Annotated in this window: 17 protein-coding genes and 1 pseudogene (1 of these 18 cut by a window edge); 1 reads left to right on the forward strand and 17 read right to left on the reverse strand. The window is 47.0% G+C overall.

Features of this window, described 5'->3' with window-relative positions; all coding sequences use genetic code 11:
- The 8 genes from A4V09_RS17035 to A4V09_RS17070 form a co-directional block, all read right to left on the reverse strand.
- Nucleotides 1-249 carry the start of a glycoside hydrolase family 13 protein gene (locus tag A4V09_RS17035; RefSeq protein WP_065543389.1) on the reverse strand. 1419 nt of this gene lie to the left of the window's left edge, so 249 of the gene's 1668 nt are visible here — the first part of the coding sequence; the start codon lies at nucleotides 247-249; its stop codon lies off the left edge, out of view.
- A 15-nt stretch (nucleotides 250-264) separates the two neighbouring features.
- Nucleotides 265-1095 (reverse strand): carbohydrate ABC transporter permease, encoded by an 831-nt coding sequence (locus A4V09_RS17040; RefSeq protein ID WP_171286951.1) that lies wholly within the window; start codon nucleotides 1093-1095, stop codon nucleotides 265-267.
- 3 nt (nucleotides 1096-1098) lie between these two features.
- A complete protein-coding gene (locus tag A4V09_RS17045) occupies nucleotides 1099-1953 on the reverse strand; it encodes a carbohydrate ABC transporter permease (RefSeq protein WP_065543390.1) in 855 nt (284 codons plus the stop codon).
- 11 nt (nucleotides 1954-1964) lie between these two features.
- Nucleotides 1965-3185: an ABC transporter substrate-binding protein gene (locus A4V09_RS17050; protein WP_065543391.1), complete on the reverse strand. Its 1221-nt coding sequence runs from the start codon at nucleotides 3183-3185 to the stop codon at nucleotides 1965-1967.
- A gap of 155 nt (nucleotides 3186-3340) precedes the next feature.
- Nucleotides 3341-4351: a LacI family DNA-binding transcriptional regulator gene (locus A4V09_RS17055; RefSeq protein WP_065543392.1), complete on the reverse strand. Its 1011-nt coding sequence runs from the start codon at nucleotides 4349-4351 to the stop codon at nucleotides 3341-3343.
- Between the two features lie 31 nt (nucleotides 4352-4382).
- The gene (locus A4V09_RS17060) at nucleotides 4383-5069 is read right to left on the reverse strand and encodes a CvpA family protein (protein WP_065543393.1); all 687 of its coding nucleotides are present in this window, start codon (nucleotides 5067-5069) and stop codon (nucleotides 4383-4385) included.
- A gap of 110 nt (nucleotides 5070-5179) precedes the next feature.
- Nucleotides 5180-6388, reverse strand: coding sequence for a DUF5711 family protein (locus A4V09_RS17065; protein WP_065543394.1), 1209 nt, complete (start codon nucleotides 6386-6388; stop codon nucleotides 5180-5182).
- Nucleotides 6389-6441: 53 nt separating this feature from the next.
- Nucleotides 6442-7797, reverse strand: coding sequence for a LysM peptidoglycan-binding domain-containing protein (locus A4V09_RS17070; protein ID WP_065543395.1), 1356 nt, complete (start codon nucleotides 7795-7797; stop codon nucleotides 6442-6444).
- Nucleotides 7798-7949: 152 nt separating this feature from the next.
- On the opposite strand from A4V09_RS17070, the gene yyaC reads away from it, so the two are divergent.
- Complete coding sequence (yyaC, locus tag A4V09_RS17075) at nucleotides 7950-8639, forward strand: spore protease YyaC (protein ID WP_330396455.1); 690 nt, start codon at nucleotides 7950-7952, stop codon at nucleotides 8637-8639.
- On the opposite strand, the gene A4V09_RS26870 is transcribed toward yyaC, so the two are convergent.
- The 9 genes and pseudogenes from A4V09_RS26870 to dnaX all read right to left on the reverse strand — a co-directional run bounded on the left by A4V09_RS26870 (nucleotide 8589) and on the right by dnaX (nucleotide 16059).
- A complete protein-coding gene (locus A4V09_RS26870; protein ID WP_408606840.1) occupies nucleotides 8589-8735 on the reverse strand; it encodes a 3-alpha domain-containing protein in 147 nt (48 codons plus the stop codon). The genes yyaC and A4V09_RS26870 overlap by 51 nt on opposite strands.
- Before the next feature lie 35 nt (nucleotides 8736-8770).
- Nucleotides 8771-9223, reverse strand: a pseudogene (locus A4V09_RS26875) (HD domain-containing protein); the annotation flags it as partial.
- A gap of 363 nt (nucleotides 9224-9586) precedes the next feature.
- The gene (locus A4V09_RS17085) at nucleotides 9587-10525 is read right to left on the reverse strand and encodes a transketolase family protein (protein ID WP_065543398.1); all 939 of its coding nucleotides are present in this window, start codon (nucleotides 10523-10525) and stop codon (nucleotides 9587-9589) included.
- On the reverse strand, nucleotides 10513-11352 hold the full coding sequence (locus A4V09_RS17090) for a transketolase (RefSeq protein WP_065543399.1): 840 nt from the start codon (nucleotides 11350-11352) through the stop codon (nucleotides 10513-10515). Before A4V09_RS17090 ends, A4V09_RS17085 begins: the two co-directional genes overlap by 13 nt.
- A 72-nt stretch (nucleotides 11353-11424) precedes the next feature.
- Nucleotides 11425-12078, reverse strand: a complete 654-nt coding sequence (gene fsa / locus A4V09_RS17095; RefSeq protein ID WP_065543400.1) for a fructose-6-phosphate aldolase — start codon at nucleotides 12076-12078, stop codon at nucleotides 11425-11427.
- Nucleotides 12079-12309: 231 nt separating this feature from the next.
- Nucleotides 12310-13416: a LacI family DNA-binding transcriptional regulator gene (locus tag A4V09_RS17100; protein WP_065543401.1), complete on the reverse strand. Its 1107-nt coding sequence runs from the start codon at nucleotides 13414-13416 to the stop codon at nucleotides 12310-12312.
- A 10-nt stretch (nucleotides 13417-13426) separates the two neighbouring features.
- On the reverse strand, nucleotides 13427-14026 hold the full coding sequence (recR, locus tag A4V09_RS17105) for a recombination mediator RecR (protein ID WP_065543402.1): 600 nt from the start codon (nucleotides 14024-14026) through the stop codon (nucleotides 13427-13429).
- A gap of 29 nt (nucleotides 14027-14055) precedes the next feature.
- Nucleotides 14056-14412, reverse strand: a complete 357-nt coding sequence (locus A4V09_RS17110; protein ID WP_065543403.1) for a YbaB/EbfC family nucleoid-associated protein — start codon at nucleotides 14410-14412, stop codon at nucleotides 14056-14058.
- Between the two features lie 12 nt (nucleotides 14413-14424).
- The gene (gene dnaX, locus A4V09_RS17115; protein WP_065543404.1) at nucleotides 14425-16059 is read right to left on the reverse strand and encodes a DNA polymerase III subunit gamma/tau; all 1635 of its coding nucleotides are present in this window, start codon (nucleotides 16057-16059) and stop codon (nucleotides 14425-14427) included.
- Nucleotides 16060-16073 lie beyond the last annotated feature (14 nt).

The raw sequence follows: 16073 nt of genomic DNA on the forward strand, positions 1-16073 counted from the left end.
TCTGTCAAAGTCCTCCATAGTACCGAACTCTTTCATGATCGCCTGATAATCGCTGATATCATAGCCATTGTCATCGTTGGGTGACTGGTAAACCGGGGAGAGCCAGATAACATTGATCCCCAGTTCCTGTAAATAATCCAGTTTGCTTGTGATACCGTTAATATCCCCCATTCCGTCCCCGTTGCTGTCACAGAAACTTCTGGGATATACCTGATAAACTACACTCTCTTTCCACCATGCTTTTCTCATAATTATTCTCCTTTTTTATGCTTTCACCGCACCGTTGGTAACACCGCTGATAACCTGTTTCTGCGCAAACAGATAGAATATCACAATAGGCAGAAGGGCCAGCAGGTATGACGCAAAGGCCAGGCTGTAATCAGTTGCAAACTCCCCTTTGAACACATACTGTGCAAGCTGCAGGGTCTGGTTCTTCTGGTCACTGATGATGACCAGGGGCATGGTAAAGTCATTCCAGCACCATAAGAAAGTCAGAATTGCCACTGTGGCATTCATGGGCTTCAGGGTTGGGAAAATGACCTTGTAAAACATCTGGAAGGTATTGGCTCCGTCAATGGTTGCCGCCTCATCAAGTGCTGTGGGAATGGACTTAACATAGCCGGAATACAAAAATATATTCATAGGAAGACCCATGACAATATAAAGTATGATCAGTCCCGGTACATTATCCATGTGGAAAAAGCTCACCTGTTTTACCAGTGGCAGCATGATAATGTTAAATGGGATAAACATAGCGCTGATCAAAAAATAATAGATAAAATCATACAGCTTCTTTCCCCTGTTTCTTGTAATGGCAAATGCCATAAAGGAGTTGGTCACAATGGTTCCCGCAACAGATACCACGGTGATGATCAGCGTATTTCTGAATGTAACGAAAAAATTCGTCTTTTCAATAGCAGTCAGAAAGTTCTCAAAATGCAGTTTGTTGGGAAATGCCAGCACGGACTGCGCGATCTGCTCCGGTGTCTTCAGGGCGATCACCACGGTGATATATAGCGGAAATAAAATAGTAACCGCCGCAAGCGCAAACAGAACCACTGTAAGTACGGTATTGTTTTTCTTGTTCTTCAACATATCCTACGCCTCCCTTTTCTCTAAAACTCTTGTCTGGAACAGTGAAATCACAGCTATGACAATGAAGAAGATCACTGCATTGGCTGACTGGTATGCATACTGGGCACCGGAAAATCCCTGTTTGTAAATGAGTACGGATATGGACTGTGTGGAAGTGCCCGGACCGCCGTTTGTCATGGCTATGATCTGGTCAAATACCATGAGGAAGTTCTTCACACAGAGCACCATATTGATGGTAAAAAACGGTGCGATCAGCGGGAATGTCATCTTCCAGAAAGTCGTCCATCTACCAGCTCCGTCGATACTGCTGGCCTCATAGATATCGGTATCCACAGTCTGCAGGCCTGACATATAAATAATAGTATTAAAGGCTACTGCCTGCCATACTCCCACTACCAGAATACCAATCCAGGCCAAATTCTCCTGCCCCAAAATATTAGTGCTTAAAAAACCAATTCCCATTTTCTGTCCCAGGTCAGGCAGTACATTGGAAAAAATAAAGTTGAACACAAAGCTGACGATCAGTGCACTCAGCATATAAGGCAGGAAATAGACGGCCTTCAGTGCATTTTTGCATTTGATCTTTGCGTTGAGCGCAAGTGCCAGCAAAAGGCTTATGACATTGACCAGTATGGTGGCACAGATTGCATATTTAAATGTGAACTTGTAGGCATCTCCGATCGCCTCATCGCCCCACAGTTTCAGATAGTTAGTAAGACCCACAAAATCCCAGGTTCCGTATCCCTTCCAGTCTGTAAAGCTGTAGAAGATCCCTTTTAAAAAGGAAAATGTGTGAAAGGTGAAAAACAGTACCAGCATTGGTATGATGATCACCATATAAGCTCTGTTCTTTTTCATGATTCATCCCCCTAAAAACTGTTGTATTTGTCGTATTCTTTATCCAGTTTCTTTAAAAATCCTTCCACATCCCCCTGTTTGCTCACAAAGGTCTGCAGGGTCACTGTGAAATCAAAGCCCGTGGGATAATAATGGTCTGCAAAGTCCCCGATATTTCCCTGGGCAAACTTATCTGCAACACCTGCCACACTGACATTATCCTGCACCACAGTATCCACAGACGGGAACGCAAACTGGTCTTCTATATATGCCTTTACCTTTTCATCCCGGAAGATAAAGCTTATAAAATCCTTTGCCAGTTCCTCCTCTTTGGTGTCTTTATATATGGTGGGCATCACATCAATACCTGAAATGATGGCATTTTTATTTTCATCGTTGGTCACCGGCAGGGCAAACATATCAAGATTCACTTCAGGATTTGCTTTCTGAATATTGGGTATCGCCCAGTTTCCCTGGAACATCATGGCTGCCTTGCCGTTGGCAAAGTCAATATTTCCGTCATCGTATCCTTTTCCAAGAAGGTCCTCCTGGCCATACTGGATGAGTGTAAGAATCTTTTCCGCTGCCTCCTCATGGGTACCCAGGAAAGTGGTCTTCCCCTCTCTTCTGTCAAGGAAAAAGTCCATTCCGGCCAGGTCATATGTCATCGGGATCCAAAGCGGCCCGCCTGTCCAGGAATCCTTCAAAGTGAAATAAAAGGGCTGTATCCCAGCGTTTTTCAGTTTCTCACACACATCCATCAATTCATCCCAGGTCCCGGGGATCTCAAGCCCCTGTTCCTTAAAGATATCCACATTGTAGATGATACCCTCTGCATTTGTGGCGTAAGGCAGGCCGTAGAGCTTCTCCTCCTGATCAGGATTCAGGTTGTAAACCTGCTCTTTGTAGGCTTCCTTAATCCTGTCAGCCTCCTCCATATCACTTAAATCCATAAGGATTTCCGCCTCGGACATATCCCGGAAGGTCATATCCCCTCCCATAAAAATAATATCCGGCACACGGTTCTTGGTCAATTTAGTCCTAAGCACGGTGGAAGCATCCGGCGGAGAGTTAAATTCAATGGTCACATCAGGATTCGCCTGTGTGTATTCATCAATAAAAGACTGTAGGATTGCCTGGTTCTCCATCTTTGTAGAAAAAATCTCCAGGTGGTTTTCTTCCTTTTTCCCGCAGCCTGTCATCAGCAGTGCACAGCCAGCAAGAGCTGCAGCGGCTAACAATCTGTTTTTCATATGTTTCTCCTTTCACTCAGCAAAAACAAAAGACGTTTTGCGCAAAACCTTTTCTATCTGTCACAAATTATAGCAACAAGATAGAATCTGCACAATAGGTTTTGCGCAAAACGTCTTTTTATACAACAAGCACTTGTCTTTTTTGTAGAAATTTACTACAATCTTTTTCGTTTGACCGAATCCCGAATCACCACTTCTACGGGAAGCCTCTCTTGTCCTTTGAATTCCTCCCCCTGAATGAGACTTGTCAGTCTTTTCACGGCCTCCTGCCCTTTCTTCATGATATTCTGGCGGACTGTGGTAATCTCCGGTCTGCAGATCTCCGCATAGGGACTGTCATCAAATCCGGCCACAGACACATCCCCGGGAATCTCAATCCCCTTATCCTGCAGAAAATGAATAGCCTCCAAAGCGTAAAAGTCTGAAGCAAAAAAGAGCACGTCACGGCTCTTCAGCTCCTCCAGATTATCCTCCAGCCATGCCTTCCGCAGCTCCCTGTTCTCCGGCATGATCTTTCGCCCTGCCAACGCACCTTTCGCTCCGTATTCCCCTACAGCTCTCTGTACGCCCAGCCACCGCTCATGGTCCACGCCCACGTCATTGTCCGCAAGGAAGAGGATATCTTTATGCCCCTCCTCCGCCAGGAACCTTCCCATTGCATAGCCGCCCTCAAAATCCTGCAGACCGATATTGGCAACCTTTTTTTCTCCATAATAATTGTCAATGCTCACAAGGGGAATCTGACATTTCTCACTCAGTTCCAGGTTTTCCTCTGAGGACAGCCCAAGAGTGATAAGCCCTTCCACTTTCCAGGTAGCCGCCAGTTTCCAGCTCTCCTCCTGGGAATTTGCCAGGTGGAAAAGCATATAATAATTTTGTCTGTAAATCTCCAGTTCCAGAGAGTTGAGTATAACACTGGTGAACGGGTCTGAGGCAATGCTCCTGCGCTTCCCCTCTCTCTCCCCGATCAGCACACCGATCAGCCTGGAACGGTTTTCTGCCAGCATCAGGGCACTCATACTTGGAATGTACTGGTTCTTTTCCAGAATCCTCTGGATCTTGTCAATATTGGCCTTGGAGACCTTCTTCGTATTTCCATGAATAACATTAGAGACAGTGGTTGGACTTACCCCGGCCTCTCTTGCGATATCTTTTATCCTAACCATATGTAAAATTCCTTATACCCTTCCAGTAATTCTATATTTTCATAAATCCTGACACGAATTTGAGAAGCAGATTGGAATCATAGAGCCACTTTGTAATGTGATTCTCCTTTGCCATCTCCACAGCCGTTCTTCCCCAGTCTGTACTCCAGAACAGAGTAATGACAAGAAAAAACACCCAGACAATGAGCAGTCCCTGAATGCATCCTGCAGCAGCTCCCCCGGTCCGGTTCAGCAGACTCAGCACCGGCAGACTGAAGATACTGTCAAGGGCCGCCACCGCAAACTGCAGAATCAGGGAAATCACAAAAAATGTCACCAAGAATGACAGACTGTTGACGATCATGTGGGCAATAGAGGAGGACAAATATCCGGCAAAAACATCCGCCAGAGAACTTCCGTAGGACTCCCCGCTCTCCTTCAAAATACTTTTCATACTCTCCGGAAGCGGCAGCTTTTCAATGAACACTGTCTGGTCCTGCTCTCCCAGTTCTCCCTCCAGCCCAGCGGCTATGGATTCACTGCATTTTTCCTCGATCGTATCATAGATTGGCGTTTTCTCCTCCACAAAATCAACTACATAGGGGTTCAAAAAATAGACCAGCACTATGCTCACAAGGATAGAGAACATAGCCGCAACGGTCCGGATAAACCCTCTGCGTATACCATTCATAATACATAACACAAATACGGCAAGTACAATAATATTAAGCCAATTCATAATTTTCTCCTGTGTTGAAACCATGTAACTGTGAAGGTACTGAACAGTTACAAATCCATCAGATAAACGAAGCTGCCGCATATACGCCGGCAGCTCCCACATCACTTTATCTATTTTAATTTAATTGTCTTGATACCATTCTCAGACACCAGAATATACCGGTTGGAATCCATTTTAAAAATATCTTTAATAACACCTTCGTCCATATTTCCATTGAACTTCTCAATTCCGCTCATGGAGTACATGGACACCTGGCTGTCATTGTTCATAATGATCATATCATCACTGATACGAATATTTTTATATTCCATATTAAAACTGCGGCTGAATTTTTCTTTTCCGGAAAGGTCATAAACTGTCATTGTGTACTTCTCATCCTTTCCGCCGCTTTTAAAGACAAGCCCCACATATTTTTCATTATAAAATGTGCTGACTATGTCTGTCTTTATTTCTTTTTTGGTCTTCTCCTTTGGCACGCTGCTTCCCTCATATATGGAGAATCCATCATCCCTGAAAGCCGCAGAAACATTGCCGTCCAGATATACCACCTGCGGAACCACTACACCCTCATATGTAAATCCGGCAACTATATTGTCAATCTCGCCCTGCCCTTCATCCCCAAAATTATAAAAGGCCACATAACTGGTTGTCTGCCCATCCTCCACATAGAGATAGGAGATCATGATCAGCTTTCCGTCGGGGGAAACTGCCAAATCCACCGGATATCCGGGGCTGTCTATTCTAGTCTGGTTTTCTGCGATCAGACTGCCGTCCGTGGCGTAGAAATCAATCCATGTCTTCTCTCCGTCCTGGAGAATGGCTGCCACGACACCACTTTTTGCTACCCTTGCCTTGAGGATCGGCATACTGGTCTCCACAGCGCCCACGGGGGCTTCTTTCTTAAAAATATACATCAGTGTGCCTTCCTTGTCAGCCACCACTGCTGTCTCGTCCCGGACATCTGCCACAGGGTTTGTCATCTCATAACTCTGTTTCCAGACTGTCTCCTGCTTCTGGTCCAGCAGCGACGCGCCGTCTGAGGCGTACTTGAGTACACAATCCCCAAGCTGGACATAACCGGCTGACTGCACATCCTCATTCTTGGCTGAGGACTGTACGGAATACTTGTGATAAGTCCTGCGCTGGATCACCACCACCGCCATAATGATGACAGCTATGACCACCAGGGCAGCCACCAGTATGCGCTTTAGCTGCTGTCGTCTGCGTCTGTGGGACTTTCTTTTATGGCCGGAGGCGGGTCCGGCTTTTTTAGAACTGCTCATATTTTCTCTTTTCTCGTTTGTCTTATTGTCTTCCATTCACTCTTCCTTATCGAATCTGTAACTGTTTTTGGCTATTATAGCACAAAATTCTACGGGAGTAAAATTTTTTGTCCCGGGAAAATAAAATCTTCCGGTGACAGGCCGTTTAAAGCACAGATATCTTTAATTTTGGAGCTGCTTCCATAATATCTCATACTGATACTTGTGATGGTGTCGCCCTCGTGAATGGTGTAAGACTGGTGCGTGGAGCCTGCTGCCTGGCTGGAATCCTCATCATCGCCGTCCTTCTGTTCTTTCTCACCGTCTGTACTGCCTTTGCTGTCAGACTGGGTGTCTGGTTTGGTATCTGGTTTGGATGTGTCCTTGTCGCCGGCATCCGCCTTTTCGTCTGCGGCGCTTTCATCCTGCCTGTTTCCATCCTCTGTCCCTGTCTGATCTTCCGGATTTTTCCGGCCGTCAGAAGCGGCATCCGCGGCATCGGCCGTATTATCTGCTGCCTCCGTATCTCCGCCGCTTTTTTCGGCATCTGTGCCTGCAGCATTGTGGTCCGCCCCGTCCTGACTGTCCTCTTTCTGATTCTCAGATACCAGGCCATTGACCGGCTTAGTCTCAACCAGTTCTTTGCCGCTGTTTTTTTCATCCAGCTTGGAGATTACCGTCTCCGTGTTTTTCAGCTTGTGATAATCATTGAGATACAGGACTCCAACAGCCAGTACAGCCACCATCATACACACACTGGCAGTCTTGAACACAGGAGTATTCTTTGTCTGTTTATTTCCTTCAGACTTCACCTCCACCTTTTTCCGGAAGGTCTTTACTGCCTGGTCGCTGACCTGCTCACTCTTTGTCTCGGCCTTGTCATTCTGGGCCACGAGAAAATTCTGCATAGGCTCATTTTTTTCATAATAGATGTAAAAGCCCGGCTGTCTGGACAGTTCCCCGTCCTCGTATCGGTAAAATGCTTCTTCTTTTTCAAGGGGTTCCATCACCATGAGAACCTTGTCATTGCCGCCGAAATGATCCAGATGGGTCCGGCAGATGACTTCGTGAAGTTCCATGGAGCATCCCGGAATGGACAGATACCATCCCACAATTTCCTGATCCGGAAAATATTCCTTGTTCTTCTCATACACGTGATTCCAGATTTCCCTGGTAAAGGAAAGGTGTTCTTCAGTAATTTCCATGTCAGGAAGCACAACAGCACTTTTCACAAAAAGGTAGGAAACGCCGTCTTTCCAGTTGGCCTGTCCCAGAAGAATTGCTGCTTTTCCTTTGGAAGAATTCCCGGAAGAGATTCTACAAAGGTAAGTGTACGCATAATCTTCTATATAGATTTTTTGTGTTTCGTTGACTTCTCCTATCTGGCGTATGTTGTTGGGGATGCGGAAGAATCCTTCGTTTCCCTCAGGCTTTTGTTTTTCTTTTTCGTAGACTATTTCTATCATAAAGATTCACCCCTTTGGGCAACAGGATAGCATGAAAAGTCTGCGAAATTTAGCGGATTAGGAAAGGTACATGCCTTTTTTTAACGACAAACATCCCGTTAAAAAGACAGGATAAAGAGAGGTAAAAACGGACAAAATAGGGGAAAGAAAGGATGGATAAAAATATGGACACACACCTTGATACGCCCGTTTACTATATTGAAGGCCGCACAGACCGGGCCGGTAATAAGATCGGCTCCCTGCTCACCGAACTATACGCCAAATCCGACAGCAATTTTGAAGAACTGGTCTTCCTCTGCATTGGAAGTGACCGCATCACCGGCGACAGCCTTGGACCGCTCATAGGCCACCGCCTGGCAAAAGAACATCTGAACCGCTGCTGTATATACGGCACCCTTGCCAATCCTGTCCATGCCTTGAATCTCCAGGAGACTGTGGAATCCGTAAAAAAAGAACACCCCAACAGCCTGACGGTAGCCATTGACGCCTCCCTGGGATCCAAAAAGCACCAGGGGTTTGTCACTGTGGGACAAGGCTCCCTGGAACCGGGCCTGGGAGTAAAAAAGAAGCTGCCCCCTGTAGGTGACATATCCATTACCGGAATCGTCAATCTGTCGGGAGCATTTGAACACTTTCTACTGCAGACAACCCGCCTGTCCACTGTCATGGAACTGGCGGATGCCATTGTCTCAGGAATCCTGGTAGCGCACCGTCAATACTTCGGCACGCGCCGCCCTTCTCTTTTGGCTTTCTTCCATCCGGAGGAGGAACGCCGGCGCAGCTTGACAAAATTAACCCCGCTGTCCGCAGAGTCCGCGGCTGCCAAGCCGAAGGGAAGCTGATAATCCTGGTAATGATAGTCTTCTCCGAAGACCTTTTTCATCAGCCGTTTTGCCATATAATAGATTCCCCTTGGGAACCAGGCCCGGTAATAATATCTGCCGATCTCACAGGTTCCGCAGTATTTATCCGTCAGGGTAATGATCCATGTCTCTCTGTGCATGGGCGGAACCGGGGTTACAGGAAACATATGCTTTAAGATCATTTCCTCTTCCAGCTTGTTGAGCTGGAAGTATTTTTTTGCGTTGTGCAGAGCCGCATGGGGATGGGTCATGGCATGAACCGGATCACCTGTCTTTTTCCTGTGCCCTCTCCAGTCGTAGAGAAATAAATCGTGCAGCATCCCGGCTCTGGCTGCTGACTTGGCGTCCAGGCCGAAAAATTTGCAGATCCGGAAATTATAGTAGGCCACATTAAGGCAGTGCTGGTAACAGCTTGTCTCACAGTGATGGGGATAATCCTTCATCCTAAGCACATAAGGGTGATGGACCAAATCCTTAATGCACTCATAAAACTCTTCATTCCCTGCATCCTTCACCGTGCTCGCACGGGAGGAATCCCTCCTGAATAATCCCTTATGCTTCATATATTTTATACTCCTTTATACCCTTTGTGTGTCATGATACTGAATTCCGGGCGGCGCTTCGCCCCTCCTGTCATTACAAAAAGGGATGTCCCCAGCGGCGACATCCCTCACTTTAACCAGGTTTCTAACCTGATTGTAAAACATCTCTTATTTTTTGTAAAGGCCTATACGAGCGCCTTAGTATTTGTCCTATACGAATACCTTAGTATTTATCCTATATAAATACCTTAGTATTATCCTATATAAATACCTTAGTATTTATCCTATATAAATACCTTAGTATTTATCCTATATAAATACCTTAGTATTTATCCTATATAAATACCTTAGCATTTATCCTATATAAATACCCTAGTATTTGTTTTATACAAACGCTTTTACTTTAGCGTAAATGCCATTGGCATCTATGCCGTATTTCTCAAGCAGCTTCACAGCAGGGCCTGACTCGCCAAACACATCGTTAATGCCGATTCTCAGCATTTTTGTAGGTGCTTTCTCACTCAGAACCTCGGCAACCGCTCCACCCAGTCCGCCAACTACGGAATGTTCCTCCACGGTCACTACTTTGCCTGTCTCCTGCGCCGCTTTCACGACCAGCTCCTCATCCAGAGGTTTGATGGTGTGGATGTTGACTACTTTGGCGTCAATTCCGTCAGCAGCCAGCTTCTCAGCAGCAGCCAGAGTTTCACTTACGCAGAGACCTGTGGCAAAGATCGTCACATCCCTGCCCTCTCTTAAAACGATACCTTTTCCGATTTCAAATTTATAATCTGGCTTGTCATTGATGACCGGGACAGCAAGGCGTCCGAACCGGAGATATACAGGGCCTTCATGCTGATATGCAGCTTCAACCGCTGCTCTTGCCTCAACGTCGTCAGACGGGTTCAGGATAACCATCCCCGGAATTGTGCGCATCAGGGCCATATCCTCGTTGCACTGATGTGTCGCGCCGTCCTCCCCTACAGAGATACCAGCATGGGTAGCACCGATCTTAACATTCAAATGAGGATATCCGATGGAGTTGCGCACCTGCTCGTAAGCACGGCCTGCAGCGAACATGGCAAATGTGCTGGCAAATGGGATTTTGCCTGTGGTGGACATACCTGCTGCAATGCCCATCATATCGCACTCCGCAATACCACAGTCAATATGACGCTCCGGAAATGCTTTCTGGAATGTACCGGTCTTTGTAGCACCTGCCAGGTCAGCGTCCAGGACTACCAGGTTGTCATATTTCCTGCCTAACTCTACTAATGCGTTTCCATAGCTTTCTCTGGTTGCGATCTTCTTTACTTCTGACATAATGCTTCACCTGCCTTTTCCAAATCTGCCATAGCGATTTCATATTCTGCATCATTGGGAGCTTTTCCATGCCATCCGGCAGAATTCTCCATAAAGGAAACCCCTTTGCCTTTCACGGTCTTCATGATAATGGCAGTGGGCATTCCTTTTGTCTCTCTTGCTTCCTGAAACGCTGCATCAAGCTGGTCAAAGTCATTGCCGTCCGCAACATTGATCACATGGAAGTTAAATGCTTCAAATTTTTTGTCAATCGGGTACGGAGAACAAACATCTTCAATGCTTCCGTCAATCTGAAGTCCATTGTTGTCCACAACCACTACCAGGTTGTCCAGTTTTCTGAATCCGGCAAACATAGAGGCTTCCCAGACCTGGCCCTCCTGGATCTCACCGTCACCAAGCAGTGTATAAACACGGTAATCCGCGCCGTCCATCTTAGCGGACAATGCCATGCCTACTGCTGCGGAGATACCCTGTCCCAGGGAACCGCTGGACATATCAACGCCCGGGATATGTTTCATATCCGGATGCCCCTGCAGGTAAGAACCAAGATGGCGCAGAGTCTTCAAATCTTCCACCGGAAAATATCCTCTCTGTGCCAGAGTGGAATAAAGGCCCGGCGCTGTGTGCCCTTTCGAGAGCACAAAACGGTCACGGTCTGCCTTCTTTGGCTCTTTTGGGTCAATATTCATCTCCTGGAAATACAGATAAGTAAATAAATCTGCTGCTGATAATGAGCCGCCCGGATGTCCGGCTTTTGCGGAATGGACAGCAGTCACGATGCCTTTGCGGACTTCGTTAGCCGTCTTCTGAAGTTCTAACTTGTTCATTTCTTCCTCCTGATTGTTTGTTCTACGTTCGGGAGCCTGACCGGCTTCCCGCACAATATTATAACAGTTATATTATTCGCCAAAAACTGCAATGTAGTCTTTCTGGAATTTTTCAATACCCTGGTCTGTCAGAGGATGTTTTGTCATCTGCTCCAGAACCTTGTAAGGTACGGTTGCAATGTCTGCACCGGCAAGAGCGCAGTCTGTCACATGCATTGGATGACGGACACTTGCTGCGATGATCTCTGTTTCAATACCTGCAACCTGGAAAATCTCTACGATCTCACTGATCAGATCCGTACCGCATACGGAGATATCATCCAGTCTGCCCAGGAACGGAGAAACATAAGTTGCACCTGCTCTTGCTGCCAGAAGTGCCTGGTTGGATGTAAATACCAGTGTAACGTTGGTTTTGATACCCTCTGCATTCAGGACTTTAACTGCCTTTAATCCCTCTGTGGTCATAGGGATCTTTACGATCATGTTGGGATGGATGGCTGCGATCTCGCGTCCCTCTTTGATCATCCCTTCCGCGTCTGTTGTTGTAGCTTTCACTTCACCGCTGATCGGTCCGTCTACGATAGAAGCGATCTCCTTGATAACCTCATTGAAGTCACGTCCTTCTTTTGCGATCAGGGATGGGTTTGTGGTCACTCCACAGATGATCCCCATGTCATTTGCCTTGCGGATGTCTTCTACATTTGCAGTGTCGATAAAAAATCTCATAATTCTTCCTCCCGTTCAAAACCTTTGCTTTGTTTTTTGATACACTCAGTTTACTCCATAAAACAATCCTTCGCAAGCGCTGTTGCTTTTATAAATAATTTTTTCTATTAATAAACCGGATTTTTATTAATCATTTTCAGCAATATAAGAAATCGGAACTTGTCCAATCCTATATTTTTTCACAATTCACTTTCTATTTTATTACTAATAGCAATACGGAATTCATTTAATTTATTTTGTTTTTTTCTTCTTTTTCTGCTTTTGTTTTACATAACCTGTTGTTTTGCGCACGATCAGCTTAGGTTCATACTCAATATGATAGATACTGGTAGGCTCACTGTCAGAATATGTATTCAGGAAAGATTCAATCTTACGCATGATAATATCGCAGGCATCCCGCCCCTTGAGCGGTACAAAGTGTTCAATGCTGGTGAGTGACATAGGCGACATACCGGAGAATATAATGTTGTCGCAGCCAATCACTGACACATCACCGGGAATCTTATATTTTTCTTCCTGGAGAGCGTCTATGATTCCAAAGGCCATCATATCATTCAGCCCAGCAAATGCAGTCACCTTCTTTGGACCAGCCAAAAGTTCTTTTGTCAGGTTGTATCCCATCCTGTATTCCGAATCAATGCTCGGAAGCTGGTCATCCAAAGCGTCGTCAGCTGCTTTGATGATAACATGGCCTCCCAGACCTTCTTTTTCATATTCCTCCACAAATCCCGCCACACGTTTTGAACGCTGCTGCTGTCTCTTTGTAAGAGGCGGCGCGATAAACGCCACATCCCGATGCCCCAGGTCCAGCAGATGTCTCGCCATAAGGCTTCCCACCTTGGTGTTGTCCTGGTTAATGGCATCCACTTCCACCCGTTCCCTGTTGCTTATAATGACAAGGGGGATTTTCTTCGCCAGCTCCTCCACCTGCTGCATGTACACAGGACTGGGGTTAAAGGTGTAGATAATACCTGCCGGGATCACTGTATGCATCATCTTTAGGTACTGCTCCTCCAGCTTTAACTCCCTCTGGGTATCGCAGGTGAAGACCGCGTATCCTTTTTCCTTGGCTACTTTTTCAATTCCCTGGAGAAGCATGACATAATAAGGGTTTGTGAGAGTTGGGCAGAAGACTATGATCAGTCTGCTGTTTCCGGCATCCTTTCTGGGACGTCTCTTTGGTATGTTGTATCCCATTTCCCTGGCAGTCTGCTCCACCTTCTGAATCGTCTCTTTTGAGAAGGAGACATTGTACTTTTTATTCAGTATCATGGATACCGTAGCCTGAGAAACTCCTGCCGCTTTTGCGATATCCGTGGACGTCACTTTCTTCTTCATGTTAAAGCTCCTATAGTTCTACCCTTCCCTCCAGTGCCCGAAGCAGGGTTACCTCGTCAATATATTCCAGGTCACCGCCTACCGGAACGCCGCTGGCGATACGGCTCACCCGGATTCCGGAAGGCTTCACAAGCTTACTGATATACATGGCTGTGGTTTCGCCTTCCAGGCTGGAATTGGTGGCAATGATCACCTCCTCAATGTCATCCTGGGAAAGACGCTGCATCAGCTCTTTTAACTTAATGTCATCCGGACCGATGCCCAGCATAGGGGAAATTGCACCGTGCAGCACATGGTACACACCGTCGTATTTCCCGGTCTTCTCATAGGCTGCCAGGTCCCTGGTGTTCTCCACCACCATGATGACTTTCCGGTCCCTTCTTGGGTTATTGCAGATCGGGCAGATTTCCTGGTCTGTCAGGGTGTAGCAGTTTTTACAATACTGTACATTGGCCTTGGCATTCACAATGGAAGCGGAAAGCTGCTCCACCTGGTCCTTGGGCATATTCAGAATATGGAATGCCAGGCGCTGGGCTGATTTTGCCCCAATGCCCGGCAGACGGGAAAGCTGCTCAATTAATTTATTGATATGACTGCTGTAGTATTCCAATATTTTTCACCTCTGTGGCATACCGCCGTTTAAAACGGGAATCCACCGCCAAGGCCCCCAAGACCCCCTGTGAGCTTAGACATAAGGGCAGCGGACTCCTCCTCCATCTTGCGGAGGGCTTCATTGGTGGCTGCCATGATCAGGTCTTCCAGCATCTCGATATCATCCGGGTCAACGACTTCCTCAGCCAGTTTTACCTTTGTGATCTCCTTCTTGCCCGAAATGGTCACTTCCACGGCTCCGCCGCCTGCTGCTGCGGTAAATTCTTTCTCCTCCAGTGCCTTCTGGTTCTCCTCTGCCTGACGCTGCATTTTCTGCGCCTGCTTCATCAGATTATTCATATTACCGGGCATTCCCATTCCCGGAAATCCTCCTTTTTTTGCCATGTTCAAATCCTCCTATTCTTCCTCTTCCATTTCTTCTACTACAACATCCATATGGATGTTCTGTTCGATCAAATCATCTACGGAGATCGAAGCAAGCCCTGCGGGTCCTTTATGTTCCCCGCCTGCAAGCAAAAGTTCGATCTCCACACTCTTTCCTGTTTTTTTCCGGATGATCTCTTTGAGCATGGGTATGGTATCCGGATTGTCCATGCAGATTTTTGCCTGGAAGTTCCCAAACTCCACATACAGGACAGGCTCCCCTGTATTGCCGTTGTACTTTGGCGTGGAGGTGAGCAGCATCTGCTGCAGAAACCCTCTCGTCTCCCGCACAATGGAATTCCAGTTCTTCTTAATATACTGCAAATCCTCCGGCGCTGCTTTCTCAGGCTTTGCCTCAGGTTCCGCCGGCATACCCTCCGGTTTTGTGTTCCGGACAGCATCTACAGTCTGGGAAGCATATCCCTCCGCCTGCGCTGTCCCTGTCATTACAACACCGTTCTCCAGCTTCTCCTCCAGTACCCGGATTCTGTCAAAAAGAGAATCCAGGTTGGTCTCCATAACCGGCTGGCACAGCTTGATCAGCGCGATCTCCACCAGCACCCGCTTCTGGGATGCGTAGCGTATCTGGTTGGACAGTTCAGAGAAAATACGGATGTAGCGCATCAATGTCTCCGCATCCAGCATCCGGCCCTCTTCCTTCAAAAGCTCCATGTTCTCCGCAGACACATCCACAGCCTCCTCCGGCGCGTCGGAAGTCTTTACCAAAAGCAGGTTGCGCAGATACCAGATAAAATCCGCCACAAACTGCCCCAGTTCCCTTCCCTGGATGATCAGATCCTCCAGTGTCCTGATCGCCCCTGCAGTGTCCTGTTTTACTACAAGACGGAGCAGCCGGCTGAACACCTGGGTGTCCACAGCCCCCAGTACCTCCAGGGCTTTTTCGTAGGTCAGTGTCTCACCCAGATAAAAGGCAATACACTGGTCCAGCAGGGAGAGCGCATCACGCATGGAACCGTCCGCCGCCTTTGCTATATAGCGGATGGCCTTCTCCTCCACGTCTGTGCCTTCCTTATCCATCAGCTCCTTAAGCCTTGCGGCTATGGTGTCCACGGTAATACGTTTGAAATCATAGCGCTGGCATCTGGACAAAATGGTGATCGGAATTTTGTGGGCCTCCGTGGTGGCAAGAATGAAGATAACATAAGAAGGAGGTTCCTCCAGTGTCTTTAACAGTGCATTAAACGCTCCTGTGGACAGCATATGAACCTCATCTATGATATATACTTTATAACGTCCTTTTGCAGGACGGTAGGCCACTTCTTCACGGATCTCACGAATGTTATCGACGCCGTTGTTGGACGCGGCGTCGATCTCTATTACATTCATGGAGGTCCCTGCATTGATCGCCTGGCATGTCTCGCATTGGTTGCAGGGGCTTCCGTCTACCGGATGTTCGCAGTTTACCGCCTTTGCCAGTATTTTGGCAATGGTAGTCTTACCTGTACCACGGGTGCCGCAGAAAAGATAGGCATGCCCGATCCTGTCTGCCTTCATCTGGTTCTTCAATGTGGTTACAATGTGTTCCTGCCCCTTTACATCTTCAAAATCCTGGGGGCGGAACTTCCGATACAGAGCAGTATAGCTCATGAAAATTCTCCTTT

It is taken from the genome of Blautia pseudococcoides (genome assembly GCF_001689125.2).
GTDB classification, from domain to species: domain Bacteria; phylum Bacillota; class Clostridia; order Lachnospirales; family Lachnospiraceae; genus Blautia; species Blautia pseudococcoides.

What these genes read in the sequence shown, in the direction of transcription:
- A4V09_RS17040 (WP_171286951.1), bottom strand. Translation starts at nt 1,095, where the DNA reads ATGTTGAAGAACAAGAAAAACAATACCGTACTTACAGTGGTTCTGTTT.
- A4V09_RS17045 (WP_065543390.1), bottom strand. Translation starts at nt 1,953, where the DNA reads ATGAAAAAGAACAGAGCTTATATGGTGATCATCATACCAATGCTGGTA.
- A4V09_RS17050 (WP_065543391.1), bottom strand. Translation starts at nt 3,185, where the DNA reads ATGAAAAACAGATTGTTAGCCGCTGCAGCTCTTGCTGGCTGTGCACTG.
- A4V09_RS17055 (WP_065543392.1), bottom strand. Translation starts at nt 4,351, where the DNA reads ATGGTTAGGATAAAAGATATCGCAAGAGAGGCCGGGGTAAGTCCAACC.
- A4V09_RS17060 (WP_065543393.1), bottom strand. Translation starts at nt 5,069, where the DNA reads ATGAATTGGCTTAATATTATTGTACTTGCCGTATTTGTGTTATGTATT.
- A4V09_RS17065 (WP_065543394.1), bottom strand. Translation starts at nt 6,388, where the DNA reads ATGGAAGACAATAAGACAAACGAGAAAAGAGAAAATATGAGCAGTTCT.
- A4V09_RS17070 (WP_065543395.1), bottom strand. Translation starts at nt 7,797, where the DNA reads ATGATAGAAATAGTCTACGAAAAAGAAAAACAAAAGCCTGAGGGAAAC.
- yyaC (WP_330396455.1), top strand. Translation starts at nt 7,950, where the DNA reads ATGGATAAAAATATGGACACACACCTTGATACGCCCGTTTACTATATT.
- A4V09_RS17085 (WP_065543398.1), bottom strand. Translation starts at nt 10,525, where the DNA reads ATGTCAGAAGTAAAGAAGATCGCAACCAGAGAAAGCTATGGAAACGCA.
- A4V09_RS17090 (WP_065543399.1), bottom strand. Translation starts at nt 11,352, where the DNA reads ATGAACAAGTTAGAACTTCAGAAGACGGCTAACGAAGTCCGCAAAGGC.
- fsa (WP_065543400.1), bottom strand. Translation starts at nt 12,078, where the DNA reads ATGAGATTTTTTATCGACACTGCAAATGTAGAAGACATCCGCAAGGCA.
- A4V09_RS17100 (WP_065543401.1), bottom strand. Translation starts at nt 13,416, where the DNA reads ATGAAGAAGAAAGTGACGTCCACGGATATCGCAAAAGCGGCAGGAGTT.
- A4V09_RS17110 (WP_065543403.1), bottom strand. Translation starts at nt 14,412, where the DNA reads ATGGCAAAAAAAGGAGGATTTCCGGGAATGGGAATGCCCGGTAATATG.
- dnaX (WP_065543404.1), bottom strand. Translation starts at nt 16,059, where the DNA reads ATGAGCTATACTGCTCTGTATCGGAAGTTCCGCCCCCAGGATTTTGAA.